This is a genomic window from Tsukamurella sp. TY48, from assembly GCF_019656655.1.
GTDB lineage: Bacteria > Actinomycetota > Actinomycetes > Mycobacteriales > Mycobacteriaceae > Tsukamurella > Tsukamurella strandjordii.
Window position 1 is genome coordinate 464,088 of sequence record NZ_BPMV01000001.1, and the last position, 16,487, is coordinate 480,574.

Annotated in this window: 14 protein-coding genes; 7 read left to right on the plus strand and 7 right to left on the minus strand. The window is 69.2% G+C overall.

Features of this window, described 5'->3' with window-relative positions:
- Positions 1-44: 44 nt before the first annotated feature.
- The gene (locus tag TTY48_RS02285) at positions 45-281 is read right to left on the minus strand and encodes a hypothetical protein (protein WP_220655968.1); all 237 of its coding nucleotides are present in this window, start codon (positions 279-281) and stop codon (positions 45-47) included.
- Between the two features lie 58 nt (positions 282-339).
- On the opposite strand from TTY48_RS02285, the gene TTY48_RS02290 reads away from it, so the two are divergent.
- Positions 340-2,328, plus strand: coding sequence for a glycoside hydrolase family 15 protein (locus TTY48_RS02290; RefSeq protein WP_220655969.1), 1,989 nt, complete (start codon positions 340-342; stop codon positions 2,326-2,328).
- Between the two features lie 8 nt (positions 2,329-2,336).
- Here the strand turns inward: TTY48_RS02290 and TTY48_RS02295 are convergent, their stop codons facing one another.
- On the minus strand, positions 2,337-4,367 hold the full coding sequence (locus TTY48_RS02295) for a M3 family metallopeptidase (RefSeq protein ID WP_220655970.1): 2,031 nt from the start codon (positions 4,365-4,367) through the stop codon (positions 2,337-2,339).
- 188 nt (positions 4,368-4,555) lie between these two features.
- Here TTY48_RS02295 and TTY48_RS02300 point away from each other — a divergent pair, with 188 nt between their 5' ends.
- The gene (locus TTY48_RS02300) at positions 4,556-4,780 is read left to right on the plus strand and encodes a hypothetical protein (RefSeq protein ID WP_220655971.1); all 225 of its coding nucleotides are present in this window, start codon (positions 4,556-4,558) and stop codon (positions 4,778-4,780) included.
- Here TTY48_RS02300 and TTY48_RS02305 read toward each other — a convergent pair.
- A complete protein-coding gene (locus TTY48_RS02305) occupies positions 4,770-5,423 on the minus strand; it encodes a pentapeptide repeat-containing protein (protein ID WP_220655972.1) in 654 nt (217 codons plus the stop codon). The genes TTY48_RS02300 and TTY48_RS02305 overlap by 11 nt on opposite strands.
- Positions 5,420-6,436, minus strand: a complete 1,017-nt coding sequence (locus TTY48_RS02310) for an NAD(P)H-dependent flavin oxidoreductase (RefSeq protein ID WP_374758700.1) — start codon at positions 6,434-6,436, stop codon at positions 5,420-5,422. The genes TTY48_RS02305 and TTY48_RS02310 overlap by 4 nt, the downstream gene beginning before the upstream one ends.
- Between TTY48_RS02310 and TTY48_RS02315 the strand changes: the two genes are divergently transcribed.
- The gene (locus tag TTY48_RS02315; protein WP_220655974.1) at positions 6,435-7,544 is read left to right on the plus strand and encodes a winged helix DNA-binding domain-containing protein; all 1,110 of its coding nucleotides are present in this window, start codon (positions 6,435-6,437) and stop codon (positions 7,542-7,544) included. The genes TTY48_RS02310 and TTY48_RS02315 overlap by 2 nt on opposite strands.
- A gap of 379 nt (positions 7,545-7,923) precedes the next feature.
- Positions 7,924-8,049, plus strand: a complete 126-nt coding sequence (locus tag TTY48_RS21220; protein WP_255585467.1) for a hypothetical protein — start codon at positions 7,924-7,926, stop codon at positions 8,047-8,049.
- Positions 8,050-8,053: 4 nt separating this feature from the next.
- On the opposite strand, the gene TTY48_RS02320 is transcribed toward TTY48_RS21220, so the two are convergent.
- The 3 genes from TTY48_RS02320 to TTY48_RS02330 all read right to left on the minus strand — a co-directional run bounded on the left by TTY48_RS02320 (position 8,054) and on the right by TTY48_RS02330 (position 11,175).
- The gene (locus TTY48_RS02320; RefSeq protein WP_220655975.1) at positions 8,054-8,449 is read right to left on the minus strand and encodes a hypothetical protein; all 396 of its coding nucleotides are present in this window, start codon (positions 8,447-8,449) and stop codon (positions 8,054-8,056) included.
- A gap of 170 nt (positions 8,450-8,619) precedes the next feature.
- A complete protein-coding gene (gene lepA, locus TTY48_RS02325) occupies positions 8,620-10,488 on the minus strand; it encodes a translation elongation factor 4 (protein WP_220655976.1) in 1,869 nt (622 codons plus the stop codon).
- 48 nt (positions 10,489-10,536) lie between these two features.
- On the minus strand, positions 10,537-11,175 hold the full coding sequence (locus TTY48_RS02330; protein ID WP_220655977.1) for a GNAT family N-acetyltransferase: 639 nt from the start codon (positions 11,173-11,175) through the stop codon (positions 10,537-10,539).
- Between the two features lie 75 nt (positions 11,176-11,250).
- On the opposite strand from TTY48_RS02330, the gene betT reads away from it, so the two are divergent.
- The 3 genes from betT to TTY48_RS02345 are packed head-to-tail and all read left to right on the plus strand — an operon-like array spanning position 11,251 to position 16,471.
- A complete protein-coding gene (gene betT / locus TTY48_RS02335; protein WP_255585469.1) occupies positions 11,251-13,383 on the plus strand; it encodes a choline BCCT transporter BetT in 2,133 nt (710 codons plus the stop codon).
- Positions 13,380-14,897, plus strand: a complete 1,518-nt coding sequence (locus tag TTY48_RS02340; RefSeq protein WP_220655978.1) for an aldehyde dehydrogenase family protein — start codon at positions 13,380-13,382, stop codon at positions 14,895-14,897. The genes betT and TTY48_RS02340 overlap by 4 nt, the downstream gene beginning before the upstream one ends.
- Positions 14,894-16,471 (plus strand): GMC family oxidoreductase, encoded by a 1,578-nt coding sequence (locus TTY48_RS02345; protein ID WP_220655979.1) that lies wholly within the window; start codon positions 14,894-14,896, stop codon positions 16,469-16,471. The genes TTY48_RS02340 and TTY48_RS02345 overlap by 4 nt, the downstream gene beginning before the upstream one ends.
- Positions 16,472-16,487: the final 16 nt, after the last annotated feature.

Consider the following 16,487-nt stretch of genomic DNA (forward strand, 5'->3'; position numbering starts at 1 on the left):
TGACCTTCGATTTGGGCACGTAGGCGCGCCACCCGCCACCGCTGTCAGACACCACTTCGCTCCTCTTCCGCAGGGACCTGACCTGCGTCTTCCTCATCGTCCGCCGTTTCCAGCGGGCCGTGCAGCGCGTCGGCCACCCGATTGATGAGCGCGGTGAGCACGCGAACCACCAGCATTGCGATCATCGAGAGTACAACCAGCACCAGCGAAACCTGCAGGACGAAGGGCAGACCGGTGAGCCACAGCTCCACCGCATCGACCCATTGCGCCAGCACGTTCACCACGCCAGCCTAGCGCCCAGCGCGCACATCACCGTGGTCGTGCCTCATCATGGTCTGCATGGCCTCGAAGCAGAACCCAGCAGTGGAGCCGACTGATGCCGTGGTGGCGGCCGCGGCGGCCGAAGTCTCGGCGGCGGCCGTCAGCGATAGCGCCTTCCCGCCGATCCACGATTACGCCTTCCTCTCCGACTGCGAGAACACCTGCCTGATCGCCCGCGACGGCAGCGTGGAGTGGATGTGCATCCCCCGCCCGGATTCCCCCAGCGTCTTCGGCGCGATCCTCGATCGTGGGGCCGGCTCGTTCCGGCTCGCGCCGTACGGCGTGCGGGTGCCGGTGGACCGTCGGTACCTGCCGGGCAGCCTGATGCTCGAGACCACCTGGCAGACGTCCACGGGCTGGATGATCGTGCGGGACGCGCTGGTGATGGGCCCGTGGCACGACACGCAGACCCGCTCGCGCACGCACCGTCGGACCCCCACCGACTGGGACGCCGAGCACATCCTGCTGCGCACCGTGCGCTGCGTCTCGGGCACCGTCGAGCTGCAGTTGAACTGCGAGCCGGCCTTCGACTACAACCGGGCGGGCGCGAAGTGGGAGTACTCGTCGGACGGGTACGGCGAGGCGGTCGCCAAGGCGCGGTCGGAGACGGACCTGCACCCCGAGCTCAAGCTGACCACCAACATGCGGCTGGGGCTGGAGGGGCGCGAGGCCCGCGCGCACACCCGTATGCAGGAGGGCGACGAGGTCTTCGTCGCGCTGTCGTGGAGCAAGCACCCGGTCCCGCAGACCTTCGCCGAGGCCGCGAAGAAGATGTGGTCGACGGCGGAGTCGTGGCGGCAGTGGATCAACCGCGGCCAGTTCCCGGACCATCCGTGGCGCTCCTACCTACAGCGTTCCGCGCTCACGCTCAAGGGACTCACGTACTCGCCGACCGGCGCGCTGCTCGCGGCGTCCACCACCTCGCTCCCGGAGACTCCGCACGGCGAGCGGAACTGGGACTACCGGTACGCGTGGGTGCGCGACTCCACCTTCGCGCTGTGGGGTCTGTACACGCTGGGCCTGGACCGGGAGGCCGAGGACTTCTTCTCGTTCATCGCGGACGTCTCCGGCGCGAACAACGGCGAGCGGCACCCGCTCCAGGTGATGTACGGCGTGGGTGGTGAGCGCACGTTGATCGAGGAGGAGCTGGGCCACCTGTCGGGGTACGACGGTGCGCGGCCGGTCCGGATCGGCAACGGCGCCTACAACCAGCGCCAGCACGACATCTGGGGCACGATGCTGGACTCGGTGTACCTGAACACCAAGTCCAGCGAGCGCATCCCGGAGACGTTGTGGCCGGTGCTCAAGGAGCAGGTCGAGGAGACATTGAAGTACTGGCGCGAGCCCGACCGCGGCATCTGGGAGGTGCGCGGCGAGCCGCAGCACTTCACCTCCTCGAAGGTGATGTGCTGGGTGGCCCTCGATCGCGGCGCGAAACTGGCCGCGATGCACGGCGAGGACGATTACGCCGCGAAGTGGGCCGAGCAGGCCGACGTGATCAAGGCCGACATCCTCGAGCACGGTGTGGACGAGCGCGGCGTGTTCACCCAGCGCTACGGCAGCGATTCGCTCGACGCCTCACTCCTGCTGGTGCCGCTGCTGCGGTTCCTGCCGTCCGACGATCCGCGGGTGCGGGCCACGGTGATCGCCATCGCCGACGAGCTCACCGAGGACGGCCTCGTGCTGCGGTACCGCGTCGACGAGACCGACGACGGCCTGTCCGGCGAGGAGGGCACCTTCACGATCTGTTCGTTCTGGCTGGTGTCCGCGCTCGTGGAGATCGGCGAGGTGGCACGCGGACGGGCGCTGTGCGAGCGACTGCTGGCCTACTCGTCGCCGCTGAAGCTGTACGCCGAGGAGATCGATCCCAAGTCGGGTAAGCACCTGGGCAACTTCCCACAGGCGTTCACGCACCTGGCGCTGATCAACGCCGTGGTGCACGTGATCCGGGCGGAGGAGTCCGAGCACGACGCGTCGGCCTTCCTCCCGGCGCACCACACGCCGTAGCGGAGGGGCTATCCGGTGAGTCCGCGCCGCTCCAGCAGCGGCCCGATCTCCGGATCGGCGCCCCGGAAGTCGCGGTAGGCCTGGGAGGCGTCCACGCTACCGCCGCGGGACAGGACGGCGGCGCGTAGGCGCTCGCCGTTCTCCCGCGTGGGACCGTCGTGCGCCGTGAACCAGGCCGCGGCGTCGGCGTCGAGCACCTCGGACCAGATGTAGCTGTAGTAGCCGGCGCTGTAGCCGCCCGAGAAGATGTGGTTGAAGAACGGGCCGCGGTAGCGGGGCGGCACGCCGGGCACATCGAGTCCCGCGTCGGCGAGCGCTGCCGCTTCGAAGGCGGCGACGTCGTCGATCACGGTGCCGGGCGCGAGGGTGTGCCAGGCGAGGTCGATGATGGCGGCGCCGAGGTATTCGACGGTGCCGAATCCCTCACCGCGGGTGCCCGGTTCGAGAATCGATTCCCGGAGCTGTTGCGGCAGCGGCGCTCCGGTCTCGTGATGCCGGGCGTAGCCGTCGAGCACGGTGGGCCAGGCCGCGAACATCTCGTTGAACTGCGAGGGGAATTCGACGAAGTCGCGGGGCACGCTGGTGCCCGAGAAGTACGGGTAGGTCACGTCCGAGAGCAGGCCGTGCAGGGCGTGGCCGAACTCGTGGAAGACGGTGCGCACCTCGTCGCGGCTGAGCAAAGCCGGACGGCCGGCGGGCGGGGCGACGAAGTTGCACACATTGATCACCACGGGCAGCGCGTCCAGCAGGTGCGATTGATCGACGAAGCTGGTCATCCACGCGCCGCCGCGCTTGCTGGGCCGAGCGAAGTAGTCGCCCACGAACAGGCCGACCGGCGCACCGTCGGGCCCGTCCACCTGCCAGGCACGCGCGGCCGGATTGTGCAGCGCGAGGTCGGTGCGCTCGGTGAAGGTGAGTCCGTACATGCGGTGCGCGGCCTCGAAGACGCCGTCGCTGATCACGGCGTCGAGTGCGAGGTAGTCGCTGAGGGCACCGGCATCGCCGTCTCCCGCCTGTGCGCGCTGTTCGGCGATGCGGGCGTAGAAGGGCCAGTCCCAGGCCTCGATGTCGTGGCCGGCGAGGGTCTGCAGCTCCGCGCGCTCGGCGGCGGCGTTGCGGGCGGCGGGCGCCGCGAGGTCGCGGAGCATCGCCTGCGCGGTTTCCGCGGTCCCGGCGGTCTGATCGGCGATCTGGTACGCGGCGTGGTGCGGGTAGCCGAAGAGGGCGGCGCGCTCGGCGCGCAGTCCGGCGATCCGGGTGATCAGTGCACGGGTGTCGCTAGCGCCTCCGCGGGTGTTGCGGGCCGACGATGCCTCGTACACGCGTCGCCGAGAGGCCCGGTCGGTCAGGCGGGCGAGATTGGGCTGATTGAGCGGGTACCCGAGCGCGAGGAGGTAACCGTCCCGTCCGGCCGACTCGGCCGCGGTCCGAGCGGCGGCCACAGCGTCGGCGTCCAGGCCGTCGAGCTCCTCCGCGGAATCGAAGTGGACGGCAGAAGCGTTGGTGTCGGCGAGTGTGCGGCGGGAGAATTCAGTGGTGAGCTCGGCCAACTCGGTATTGATCTGCTTGAGCCGATCCTGGGCCGATGCGTCGAGAGCGGCACCGGCGCGGGTGAAGCGCAGGTGGTAGCGCTCCAGCAGACGCAGCGATTCGGCATCGAGGCCCAGGGTGTCGCGGCTCGCGTGCAGCGCGTCGATGCGGCCGAACAGCGCGGCGTCCATGAGGATCGCGTCGTAGTGCGCGGACCAGGCCGGCGAGACATTCGCCTGGATCTCTTCGAGGGCATCGGTGCGGTCGGTCGATGTGATCGAGAAGAACACGGCCGCAACCCGTCCCAGATCCTGTCCCGCACGTTCCATCGCCTCGACCGTGTTCGCGAAGGTCGCTGGTTCGGGGTTCTGCGCGATCGCGTCGATCTCCGCGCGGTGCCGCGCGAAGCCCTCGGAGAAGGCGGCTTCGTAGTCGACGTCCGCGAACGCCGCGAAGTCCGGGAGCGCGAACGGAAGGGTGCTGGGGGCGAGAACGGCATCGACGGTCACCCTTCGAAAGTACCCGGGCCGAGGTGAGTAGTTCCACGGATCCCGCTGCGCCCGATCCGCGGGAGGCTGCTGCCATGAACTGATTCATCGACCGCTGCCGGCAGCGCGGTCTCGCTATCCTCGCCGTCGGTCTCCAGCGCACCCAGCTGACCCTGCTGCGACAGTCGCTCAGCCACTTCGGCGGCGCCGTGATCATCACCGCCGATGCCGCGCCGCACTACACGCAGCGGCAGCTTCGGCGCGCGCTCGGCGGCACGGTGCTGCTCGGGCTGGGTCCGGTGGCGGCGGTCGCCGCGGGCACCGTCGGCTTCCTGGCCGGACCCGCACGTGGCCCTCGCCCCGTGATCATCCTCGCTGGGGCCACGCTCGCGGAGCTCGCAGCGTGGCGCATCGGCGTAGGGCTCAATCCGTGACTGCGATGCCGAGGTGGGCGGCGAAGGATTCGGCGAGCCCCATCACCTGCATCTGCGACATCGTGGCACCGGCGATGCCCTCCACGCCGCGGATCCGTTCGATCCGCAGACCGCGCAGATCCACGTGCTGCAGCTTCGCCCGGGTCACGTCCAGGTCGCCCACCGAGCAGCCGTCGAAGGCCACCCGGATCGCGGTGGCGTCGCCGAGATCGAGCCCGTCCAGCACGCAGTCGACGAACCGCACATCGCGGATGTCGGCGCCGCGCAGGTTCACGAATCCGAGTCGGCTGTCCCGCACCGTGACCGACCGGATCTTGGCATCGAACAATTCCATCGCGCCGATTCGCGCACCGTCGAACTCCACCTGCCGCAACGATGCCCGCGGCGCCGAGAAGCCGGTCGCGAACATCCGCGCGATGCGCGTCTCCAACAGCGCCGCGTCGGCGAGCGCGGTCTCGCGCAGCTCCCAGTCGGCGAGCTCGCACTCGCTGAAGGTGATCCCGCCGAGATCGCGGTCCTCGACCACGGCGTCCGCGAACCGCAATCGGTCGTAGGTCTCCCCCGGAACCAGATCCGCGGCATCGCCGTCGTCGAGTGCCGCCAGCTTCAACGCGGGCACCTTCGGCGCCACCAGCTTGATCACGCGTCGAACAATCCAGCGGTGGCCCGCAGCCGGACCTCGGCGTCGGCGGCGATCGACTCGACCACCTCGCGTGCGGGCCGCACCGAGTCGACCAGCCCCGCAACCTGACCGGCGTAGACGACACCGCCGCGGGGATCGTCACCGTCGTAGCTGGCGCTGATCTCCTGCTCGGTGCCGGACGAGGCCTCGACCCCGTCGCCGTCGTGCCATCGGTCGGTGAAGTCGTTGGTGAGTGCTCGCCCGAACCACCGGGTGGGCCAGGGTTGATGTCGCGCCTTGTCGAAGACGTCGGTGTACACCGTGTCGGTGCTGCGCGCCTCGAGGAGCACCTTGATCGCGTAATCGGGCCCGACGGTCTCGGGCGATGCCAGCAGCGCGGTGCCGATCAAGGCTCCCTGCGCGCCCGCCGCGAGCACCGCGGCGAGGCCAGCACCGGTGCCGATGCCGCCCGCGGCGAGCACCGGAAGGTCCGTGGCGCGCAGCACCTCCTGCAACAGCGGGAGCGTGGCGATCCGGCCGGTGTGCCCGCCCGCCTCGCCGCCCTGAGCGACCACCGCGTCGACGCCCGCGGCCTCCACCTCGCGGAGATCCTCGATCGAGTTGATCTGCGAGATCACCACCGACCCGGCGTCCTTCACGCGCTGCACGTACGGAGCCGGATCACCGAAGGACAGCGAGACCAGCTTCGGCTTCGCCGCCAGCACCGCATCGAGCAGTTCGCCGTCGCCGAGCGACCAGGTCTGCAGCCCGAATGCCAACGGAGCGTCGGCACCGGCCGCTGCGCGGATCACCCGCAGCTGTTCGTCGATCCATTCGGGCGTCGCGTACCGCGCGGCGCCGATCATGCCGAGGCCTCCGGCGGCGGTCACCTGCCCCGCGAGTTCTCCGCCGGCCCGTCCGCCCATCGGGGCTCCGAGGATCGGCAGGTCGATGTTCAGCGTGCGCGTCAGCCAGGTGTTCCACACACAGATCACGCTACGCCCGGCCGGCGCCGTGGCATGATCCGGACCCATGGCCACCGTCGACCCCGAGATCCGGTTGATCCGCGCCCTGCGGCTGCGCGCACAGGGCCTCGTGCCCGGCGTCCGGGACTGGCGCACCGCACCCGATGTGGCGCGGGGCATGCTCGCGATGCAGGCCCAGGACGCTGCCGCCGTGCGGTTCGCGCTGTCGCTCCGCGCCGCCGAGCATCCCGACGAGGCGGCGGTGCTCAGCGATCTCGCGGAGCGGCGGATCGTGCGCAACCGGCCCGCCCGCGGCACGCTCCAGGTGGCGGCGCCCGAGGATCTGCACTGGCTCAGCGCCCTCCTCACCGAGCGGTCCCGCGCCGAGGCCGCGAAGCGACGCCCGGATCTCGGCATCACCGAGGCGATGATGGCGGACGCCGAGCGGGCGATCCGCGCCGAACTCATCGGGGGCCGCAGCCGCACCCGGCCCGAGCTGGTCGAGGCCTGCGCCGCCGCGGGCATCGCGCTCGACGGGACGCAGACGGGCCATGTGCTGCGCGACCTCACTGAGCTGATGGCGATCGTCTTCGCGGATCCGCGCTCGAAGGCCGACTCCTTCGCCCTGGCCGATGAGTGGATCGCCGACCGCCGCGAACCGGAACACACTCTGGGCGAGGCGGTATCGCGATTCGTCGCGGGACGGGGCCCGGTCACCCGCCAGGACATCGGCAAGTGGTGCTACCTGGCGATGGGCAGCGTGGACGCCGGGCTCGAAGCGGCCGGGCCGGCGCTGGAGACGATCACGCTCGCCGGCACCACCTATCTGGTGGCGGCCGGGTCGTCCGATATCACCGCGGCCGAGGTGGACGAGGCGCTCGCGACGCCCCTGCTGCTCCCCGCGTTCGACGAGTACGTGATCGGATACGGCTCGCGGTCTCCGCAACTCGACGAGACCTTCTTCAGCCGGATCGTGCCGGGCCGCAACGGCGTCTTCAAGCCGATCGTGGTGGTCGACGGCGAGATCGTGGGCACCTGGAGCCGCAAGGCGACCGCCAAGCAGGTGGCGGTCACGATCGAGCCCTTCACGAAGATCACCGTGGCGAACACCCGGCGGCTGGGCAGGGCGGCGCGCGCGTACGGAACATTCCTCGGCCTCGACGCGACCTTGTCCTAGCCGGCTCCGCGGTGTTTCCGCATTCGCCTCCGGAACCGGTCCGGGCTCGCTACCGTTCGGCCATGAGGCCCGTGCTGCCCGTCACCGTCGCCCTTGCCGCGTGCCTGGCGATCACAGGTTGCTCCGAGACCGTCTCCGGTACGGCGACTGCTCCCGAAACACTTTCTGCGACAGCGATACCCACCTCCACGGACACCGTCCCGGCGCCGGGCACCACAACGAGCGCTCCACCGCCGGGGGCGGTGGTCGGCACCGCCGTCATGCGACTGATCGGCGGGGCCGGGGCCGTCACCATCCGGTTCCGGATCAACGGCGGACCCGAGCAGACGGTGACCGCGACGACGCCCTGGGGGAGCAGACCTTCGAGGTCCGCGACAGGATGCCGACGCAGTTCACCGCCGATGGCGGAGACGCGGAACTGACCTGCATCATCATGATGGGCGAGATGCTGGTCGCTCTGGTCAGCCAGCCGCGCCCGACCTGCGGATTCCAATACTTCGGCTGAGACGTCAGTTCCGCGCCACGAAGAAGTTGTTCGTGTAGTTGATGTCGAACGAGCTGGTGGCGGTGTGCACCCAGGTGACCCGGAACGGACAACCCCAGGTGGGCACCGTTCGGGTGACGGCGAAGCCCTGGCCGGGTGCGAGCGTCGCGCGCCCCTCGCCGCCTCCGCCGCCGAAACCCAACCACACGTTCTGCGCGGGCACGTTGCCGTTGTTGCGAACGTAGCCGTGATCGGTCTGCGAGTTGGTCTCCGCGCGGCCGGGCAGCGGTCCGCTGCACGAGATCCCGCCCGTCACCTGCAGGTCGACGAAGGACACGAACGCACCCGCCGTGGGCGTGGTGACCAGCGATGCGGCACCCGCAACCGCGAGCGATGCTGCCGCCAATGCAATCTTCCTCATGATGACTCCCCGTTCCCGTCGATCTCGGACGGCCGCCGAAGTACGGCGACCCGCGTCGTGTGACGCTGATCTCCTTGTCGCACAGCGAGAACGGATCGTTACGACTGCAAACATGAGGAATGGTTTGCAGTCCTGAGGTTCATCGGGAGGGCGAACGGCCTCCCGGCGAGCTACTTGCCCTTCGGCTTATCGCCGGACGCGTCGGACGAGAGCGCGGCCACGAAGGCCTCCTGCGGAACATCGACCCGACCGATCGTCTTCATCCGCTTCTTGCCCTCCTTCTGCTTCTCGAGCAGCTTGCGCTTTCGGCTGATGTCGCCGCCGTAACACTTGGCCAGCACGTCCTTGCGGATCGCGCGAATGTTCTCGCGGGCAATGATCTTCGAGCCGATCGCGGCCTGCACCGGCACCTCGAACTGCTGGCGCGGGATCAGCTCCTTGAGCTTGACCGTCATCTTGTTGCCGTAGGCCTGGGCGCCGTCGCGGTGCACGATGGCGCTGAAGGCGTCCACGGCCTCGCCCTGCAGCAGGATGTCGACCTTGACGAGATCGGCCAGCTGCTCGCCGGCCTCCTCGTAATCGAGCGAGGCGTAGCCGCGCGTGCGCGACTTCAGCGAATCGAAGAAGTCGAAGATGATCTCGGCCATCGGCAGCGTGTAGCGCAGCTCCACGCGGCTCTCCGAGAGGTAGTCCATGCCGCCGAGCTCGCCGCGCCGCGACTGGCACAGCTCCATGATCGTGCCCACGAACTCGCTGGGCGCGATCACGGTGGTCTTCACGATCGGCTCGTAGGTCTCGCGCAGCTTGCCCTCGGGCCAATCGGACGGGTTGGTGACGATCTGTTCCTTGCCGTCCTCGCCGACCACGCGGTACACCACGTTCGGCGCGGTCGAGATCAGGTCGAGGCCGAACTCGCGCTGCAGCCGCTCGCGGGTGATCTCCATGTGCAGCAGGCCCAGGAAGCCACAGCGGAAGCCGAAGCCCAGCGCCACCGAGGTCTCGGGCTCGTACGTGAGCGCGGCGTCGTTGAGCTGCAGCTTGTCGAGCGCCTCGCGCAGGTCCGGGTAGTCCGAGCCGTCCACCGGGTAGAGGCCGGAGTACACCATCGGGCGGGGCTCCTCGTAGCCGGTGAGCGGCTCCTCAGCGCCCTTGCGCGCGGTGGTCACGGTGTCGCCCACCTTCGACTGGCGCACGTCCTTCACACCGGTGATCAGATAGCCGACCTCGCCCACGCCGAGGCCCTTCGAGGGCTTCGGCTCGGGCGAGACGATGCCCACCTCCAGCAGCTCGTGGGTGGCGCCGGTGGACATCATCTGGATCTTCTCGCGCGGCACGATCTTGCCGTCCACCACGCGGATGTAGGTGACCACGCCACGGTAGGTGTCGTAGACCGAGTCGAAGATCATGGCGCGAGCCGGCGCGTCCGCGTCGCCGACGGGCGGCGGGACCTTCTCGATCACGCGGTCGAGCAGGGCGTCCACACCCACGCCGGTCTTACCCGAGACCCGCAGCACGTCCTCCGGCTCACAGCCGGTGATGTGCGCGATCTCCTCGGCGTACCGATCGGGATCGGCGGCGGGGAGGTCGATCTTGTTGAGGACCGGGATGATCTCCAGGTCCTTGTCCATCGCGAGGTAGAGGTTGGCGAGCGTCTGCGCCTCGATGCCCTGGGCGGCGTCCACCAGCAGGATCGCCCCCTCGCAGGCCTCCAGCGCGCGTGAGACCTCGTAGGTGAAGTCCACGTGACCGGGGGTGTCGATCATGTGCAGGACGTACTCCTCGTCGGAGCCGTCCTCGCCCTTGATCGTCCACGGGAGCCGCACGTTCTGCGCCTTGATGGTGATGCCGCGTTCGCGCTCGATGTCCATCCGGTCGAGGTACTGGGCCCGCATCGCGCGCTCCTCGACCACACCCGTGAGCTGCAGCATCCGGTCGGCCAGGGTGGACTTCCCGTGGTCGATGTGCGCGATGATGCAGAAGTTACGGATCCGTGAGGGATCCGTGAAGGTGGTGTCGGCGAAGCTGGGAATCGGTCTCACTCCTCGGGCGGCTGGCCGGGGTCCCGGCACACGTCACCCTCCAGTTTCTCATGCCGCGCGCAAAGGCCGCACCATGGTGAGCTGGTGCACGCGTCCGCCGCGGTACCGCACCCCCGGCACCGTCGGCGTGGGTCCGTGCGGCAGGAAACCGAATCGCTCGAAGAACCGGATCGCCCGCGGGTTCTCGACCAGCGTCTGCAGGTAGCACCCGGCACCGTCGAGCCGGGAGAGCCAGGCGTCCATCAGCCCGTCCGCGGCGCCGGTGCCGCGCGCCTGCGGCGCCACGTCGATGTGCAGATGCGCGGGCCACCTCGGGTCCCGCAGCTCGCCGGACGATCCGGTCTCCGCGCGCGCCCGGACGGTGTCGATCGCCGCGCGGCCGACGAACCGCCACGTGGCCGGACGCACCAGCACGGAGGGCCTGGACAGGGCGCGGACGATCCGGTCGTCCTCGGAGGGCAACGAGGATCCCGGCGGGCATCCGGTGAGGTAACCCACCAGCTCACCGCCGGTTTCCGCCACGAACAGACTCGCCGGGCAGTGCTCGATGTACGGGTCGAGGTAGACCGCGCGCTCGGACTGCGGGTGGCCCCACAACTCCCCCGACGGTGAGCCCTCACCGGCGCGTTCGAAGAGCTCCCGGAGGGCGTCGCGATCGGATTCGCGGTAGCTGCGGATCTCGGTCACGACTCGCCGCCTGAACTGTGGGGAGAACCCCCGACCGGGTACGGCTGCACGACAACCACGGTAGCGTTGAACGACATGAGTGATTCTGAATCCTCACAAATATCGAAACCAGTAGACGACGATTCGACACCGACGAGCTCCTTGAACCGCCGAGTCTTCTTCGCCGCCGCGGGCTCGGTTCTGGCCTTCGCCCTGTGGGCGCTCGCCTCCCCGGCGACCGCGGAGGGCGTGATCAGCGGCGTGGTCGAATTCATCACCACCTGGTTCGGTTGGTGGTACTTCCTGCTGGCCACGGTGATCGTGGGCGTGGTGGTGTTCATCGCGGTGAGCCGGTACGGCCGATACCGCCTGGGCCCCGAGGAATCACGCCCCGAATACAACCTGTTCACCTGGACCGCGATGCTCTTCGCCGCGGGCATCGGGATCGACCTGATGTTCTTCTCCGTCGCCGAGCCGGTGAGCAACTACCTCACGCCGCCGGTCGGCCCCGGCGAGACCAATCACGCAGCCCGCGAGGCGGTCACCTGGACGGTCTTCCACTACGGCCTCACCGGCTGGGCGATGTACGCGCTCATGGGAGGCGCCCTGGCGTACTTCGCGTTCCGCCACAACCTTCCGCTCACCATTCGCGCGGCGCTGTACCCGATCCTCGGCAAGCGGGTGCACGGCCGCTTCGGCGACGCGGTCGACGTGGCTGCCGTGCTCGGCACGATCTTCGGCATCGCCACCTCGCTGGGCATCGGCATCGTGCAGCTCAATTACGGCCTGCACCAACTCTTCGGCATCCCCCAGGGCAAGGCCGCGCAGATCGGGCTGATCGTCCTGTCGGTGATCATCACCACCATCTCCGCCACGACGGGCGTCGATAAGGGCATCCGGCGGCTCAGCGAGCTGAACGTGATCATGGCGATCGCGATGCTGGTGTACATCCTGGTGGCGGGGCGCACGGACTTCCTGCTCAACGGCGTCGTGCAGAACACCGGCGACTACCTGGCCACCTTCCTCGATCGCACGATGGACACCTTCGCCTGGGAACAGACCCACACCGAGACTCCCGGAAGCGATCCCAGCGGCTGGCTCGATTCGTGGACACTGTTCTTCTGGGCCTGGTGGGTGGCGTGGGCCCCGTTCGTCGGGCTCTTCCTGGCCCGCATCTCCCGCGGGCGCACCCTGCGCCAGTTCATCTTCGGTGTGATGGTGGTGCCCTTCAGCTTCATCCTGGTGTGGATCTCGGTGTTCGGCAACAGCGCACTCGAGGTGGCCCGCGGCGACAAGGCCTTCGCGGAGGCCACCGCATCGGCCCCGGAGATCGGCTTCTATTCGCTGCTCGAGAAGTACCCGGGCGCACCGATCCTGCTGGCGATCGCCACGTTCACCGGCCTGCTGTTCTATGTCACCAGTGCCGATTCCGGCTCGCTGGTGATGGGCAACTTCACCTCGAAGCTGCCCGATCCGATGGCCGATTGCGTTCGCAGCATCCGCATCTTCTGGTCCTTCGCCATCGGCCTGCTCACGCTCTCGATGTTGTTCGCGGGCAACGAGGGTTCGATCGTCACGCTGCAGAAGGCGACGATCATCATGGGTCTGCCCTTCTCCTTCGTGCTGGGCCTGGTGGGTCTGTCGCTCCTGCGGGCACTGCACACGGAGTCGTACAAGCTCGACAGTTACCGTGCGGCACTGCCGAAATCGCTGGCCGCCGGCCGCGGTCCCACCGAGCCGGGCAGTTGGCGCCGGCGGTTGCTCTCGACGATCCACTACCCGGGTCGCGCCGCCACCCAACGGTTCTTGGAGAACACGGTCGCCCCCGCGATGCGCGAGGTGTCGGCGGTGTTCGCCTCGGAGGGGATGACGGCCACCGTCGACGAATCCGGCCGCAGTGAATCCCTGCCCTCGCCGACGCTCCGGGTGGATCTCGCCGGCGAGCCGCACTTCGAGTACTGCGTGTGGCCCGTCTCGGCGCCGGCGCCGAGCTACGCGGTTCTCGCGCAGCGGTCGGGCGATCGGTACTTCCGCTGCGAGGTGTACCTCGCCGAGGGCTCGCAGGGCTACACGCTCAACGGATACACCCGTGAGCAGATCATCGGCGACATCCTCGACCAGTACGAGCGGCACCTCGGCTACCTTCACCTGCGCCGTTCGGCCGCCGATCACGCACACCCCGAATCCACCCCCGAGGCATCCACCGAACCGGAAGGGACACCCGCATGACCGAACCGACCCTCTTCATCGACGGACGATGGCGCAACGCCGCCGAGGGCGGCACCCGCACCATCGTCTGCCCCGCCGACGGCACCGCGGTCGCCGTCGTCGACGAGGCCACCGCCGCCGATACCGAGGCCGCGATCGCGGCCGCCCGGCGCGCCTTCGACACCGGCCCGTGGCCGCACACACCGGCCGCGGAACGCGGCGATCTGCTGCTCCGGGTCGCCGACGAGATCGACCGCCGGCAGGATGATTTCGCTCGCGCGGAGACGCTGGACACCGGCAAGCGGCTGTCCGAGTCGGAGATCGACATGGCCGATATCGCCGCCTGTTTCCGCTACTTCGGCAAGCTCGCGGCGCAGGACGCCGGTCGGGTGGTCGACGCCGGATCGGCCGATGTGAGCTCGCAGATCGTGTACGAGCCCGTGGGCGTGTGCGGGCTCATCACACCGTGGAACTACCCGCTGCTGCAGGCCGCGTGGAAGGTGGCGCCCGCGCTGGCCGCCGGCGACACCTTCGTGCTCAAGCCCTCGGAGCTCACCCCGCACACCTCGATCCTGCTGATGCAGGTCCTGCAGGCGGTGGGCCTGCCCGACGGCGTGGCGAACCTGGTGCTCGGCGCGGGTGCCGGAGCGGGCGCCCCGCTGTCCACCCACCCCGATGTCGACCTGGTCTCGTTCACCGGCGGCCTGATCACCGGCCGCCTCATCGCGGCCAACGCCTCGACCACGGTGAAGAAGGTCGCGCTGGAGCTGGGTGGCAAGAACCCGAACGTGATCTTCGCCGACGCCTGCGCGACGCCGGAGGGTCTCGCCGCCGCGGTCGACAATGCACTCAACGCCGCCTTCCTGCACTCGGGTCAGGTCTGTTCCGCGGGTGCGCGTCTGGTGGTCGAGGAGTCGGTGCACGACGTCTTCGTCGACGAGCTGGTGCGCCGCGCCGAGGGCATCCGGCAGGGACTGCCCTTCGCGGAGGGCACCGAGACCGGCCCGTTGATCTCGGCGGCGCACCGCGACAAGGTGCACGCCTATGTCGAGCAGGCCCGTGCCGATGGCGCGGTGGTCCGTACGGGCGGCGCCTTCGCCACCGGCGACCAGGGCTCCGGTTCGCTCGACGACGGCTTCTTCTACCTGCCGACGGTGCTCGATCGGTGCGATCCGTCGATGGCCTGCGTGCACGACGAGGCCTTCGGACCCACCGTCACCGTTGAGACCTTCCGCACCGAGGACGAGGCGGTGGCCATCGGCAACGACACCGAGTACGGCCTCGCCGGGGCGGTGTGGTCCGCCGACGGCGGCCGGGCCCGCCGGGTGGCGCGCCGGCTGCGCCACGGCACCGTGTGGATCAACGACTTCGGCCCCTATCTGCCGCAGGCCGAGTGGGGCGGCTTCGGCGCCTCGGGCATCGGCCGGGAGCTGGGCCCCACGGGCCTCGGGGAGTACCTCGAGGCCAAGCACGTGTACGAGAACCTGCGACCGTCCGTGACCGGATGGTTCGCCGATCGGAAGGATGATCAGTGAGCTCGACCGCCGACAACGAGACCTACGACTACGTGGTGGTGGGCGCCGGATCGGCCGGCGCCGCAGTGGCCTCCCGCCTGTCGGAGGACCCGACGGTCACCGTGTGCCTGCTGGAGGCCGGCCCCTCCGATGTGGGCGACGACGCGATCCTGCGGCTGGACCGGTGGATGGAACTCCTCGAATCGGGTTACGACTGGGACTACCCCATCGAGCCGCAGGAGAACGGCAACTCGTTCATGCGGCACGCCCGCGCGAAGGTGTTGGGCGGCTGCAGCTCCCACAACAGCTGCATCGCCTTCTGGGCCCCGCGTGAGGATCTCGATTCGTGGGAGCACGACCACGGCGCCTCCGGCTGGGGCTCGGATTCGGTGTACCGGCTGTACCCGGAGATCGAGACCAACGACGCGCCGGGCGAGCACCACGGCCGCTCGGGCCCGGTGCACATCATGACGGTGCCGCCGAACGATCCGTGCGGTGTCGCCCTGCTGGACGCCTGTGAACGGGTGGGCATTCCGCGCACCACCTTCAACGACGACCACACGGTGATCAACGGCGCCAACTTCTTCCAGATCAACCGCCGCGCCGACGGCACGCGGTCGTCATCGTCGGTGAGCTACCTGCATCCGGTGATGGACCGGCCCAATCTCACGATCCGCACCGGGGCCTGGGCCAAGCAGGTGGTCTTCGACACCACGGGCGAGGAACCCCGGGCCGTCGGAGTCGACATCACCGACAACGCCTTCGGCCGCACCACCCGCATCACCGCGACCCGCGAGGTGGTACTCAGTGCGGGCGCGATCGACTCCCCGAAACTGCTGATGCTCTCCGGGATCGGGCCGGCGGACCACTTGCGCGAGCACGGCATCGACGTCCTGGTCGACTCCCCCGGCGTCGGTGAGCACCTGCAGGACCACCCCGAGGGCGTGATCGGCTTCGAGACCACCATGCCGATGGTCCGCGAGTCCACCCAGTGGTGGGAGATCGGCATCTTCACCACCACCGAGGAGGGCCTGGACCGCCCCGACCTGATGATGCATTACGGCAGCGTCCCGTTCGACATGCACACGGTGCGGCAGGGCTATCCCACGGCGGAGAACACCTTCTGCCTCACGCCCAACGTGACGCACGCACGTTCGCGCGGCACCGTCCGGCTGCGTTCCCGGGACTTCCGGGACAAGCCCAAGGTGGACCCGCGCTATTTCACGGACGCCGAGGGCCACGACCTGCGCGTCATGATCGCCGGAATCCGGAAGGCGCGGGAGATCGCCGCCGCGGCTCCGCTCACCGAGTGGGTCGCGCGGGAGCTGTACCCCGGTCCCGCCGCCCAGACCGATGCCGAGCTGGCCGATTACATCCGCCGTACGCACAACACCGTCTACCACCCGGTCGGCACGGTGCGGATGGGTGCGGTCGACGATCCGATGTCGCCGCTCGACCCCGAACTCCGGGTGAAGGGCACCGCCGGGCTGCGCGTGGCGGACGCCTCCGTGTTCCCGGAACACACCACGGTGAACCCGAACATCACCGTGATGCTGGTGGGCGAGCGGTGTGCGGAGCTGATCACCGCGGGCTGATTGGTCCTATCCTGGG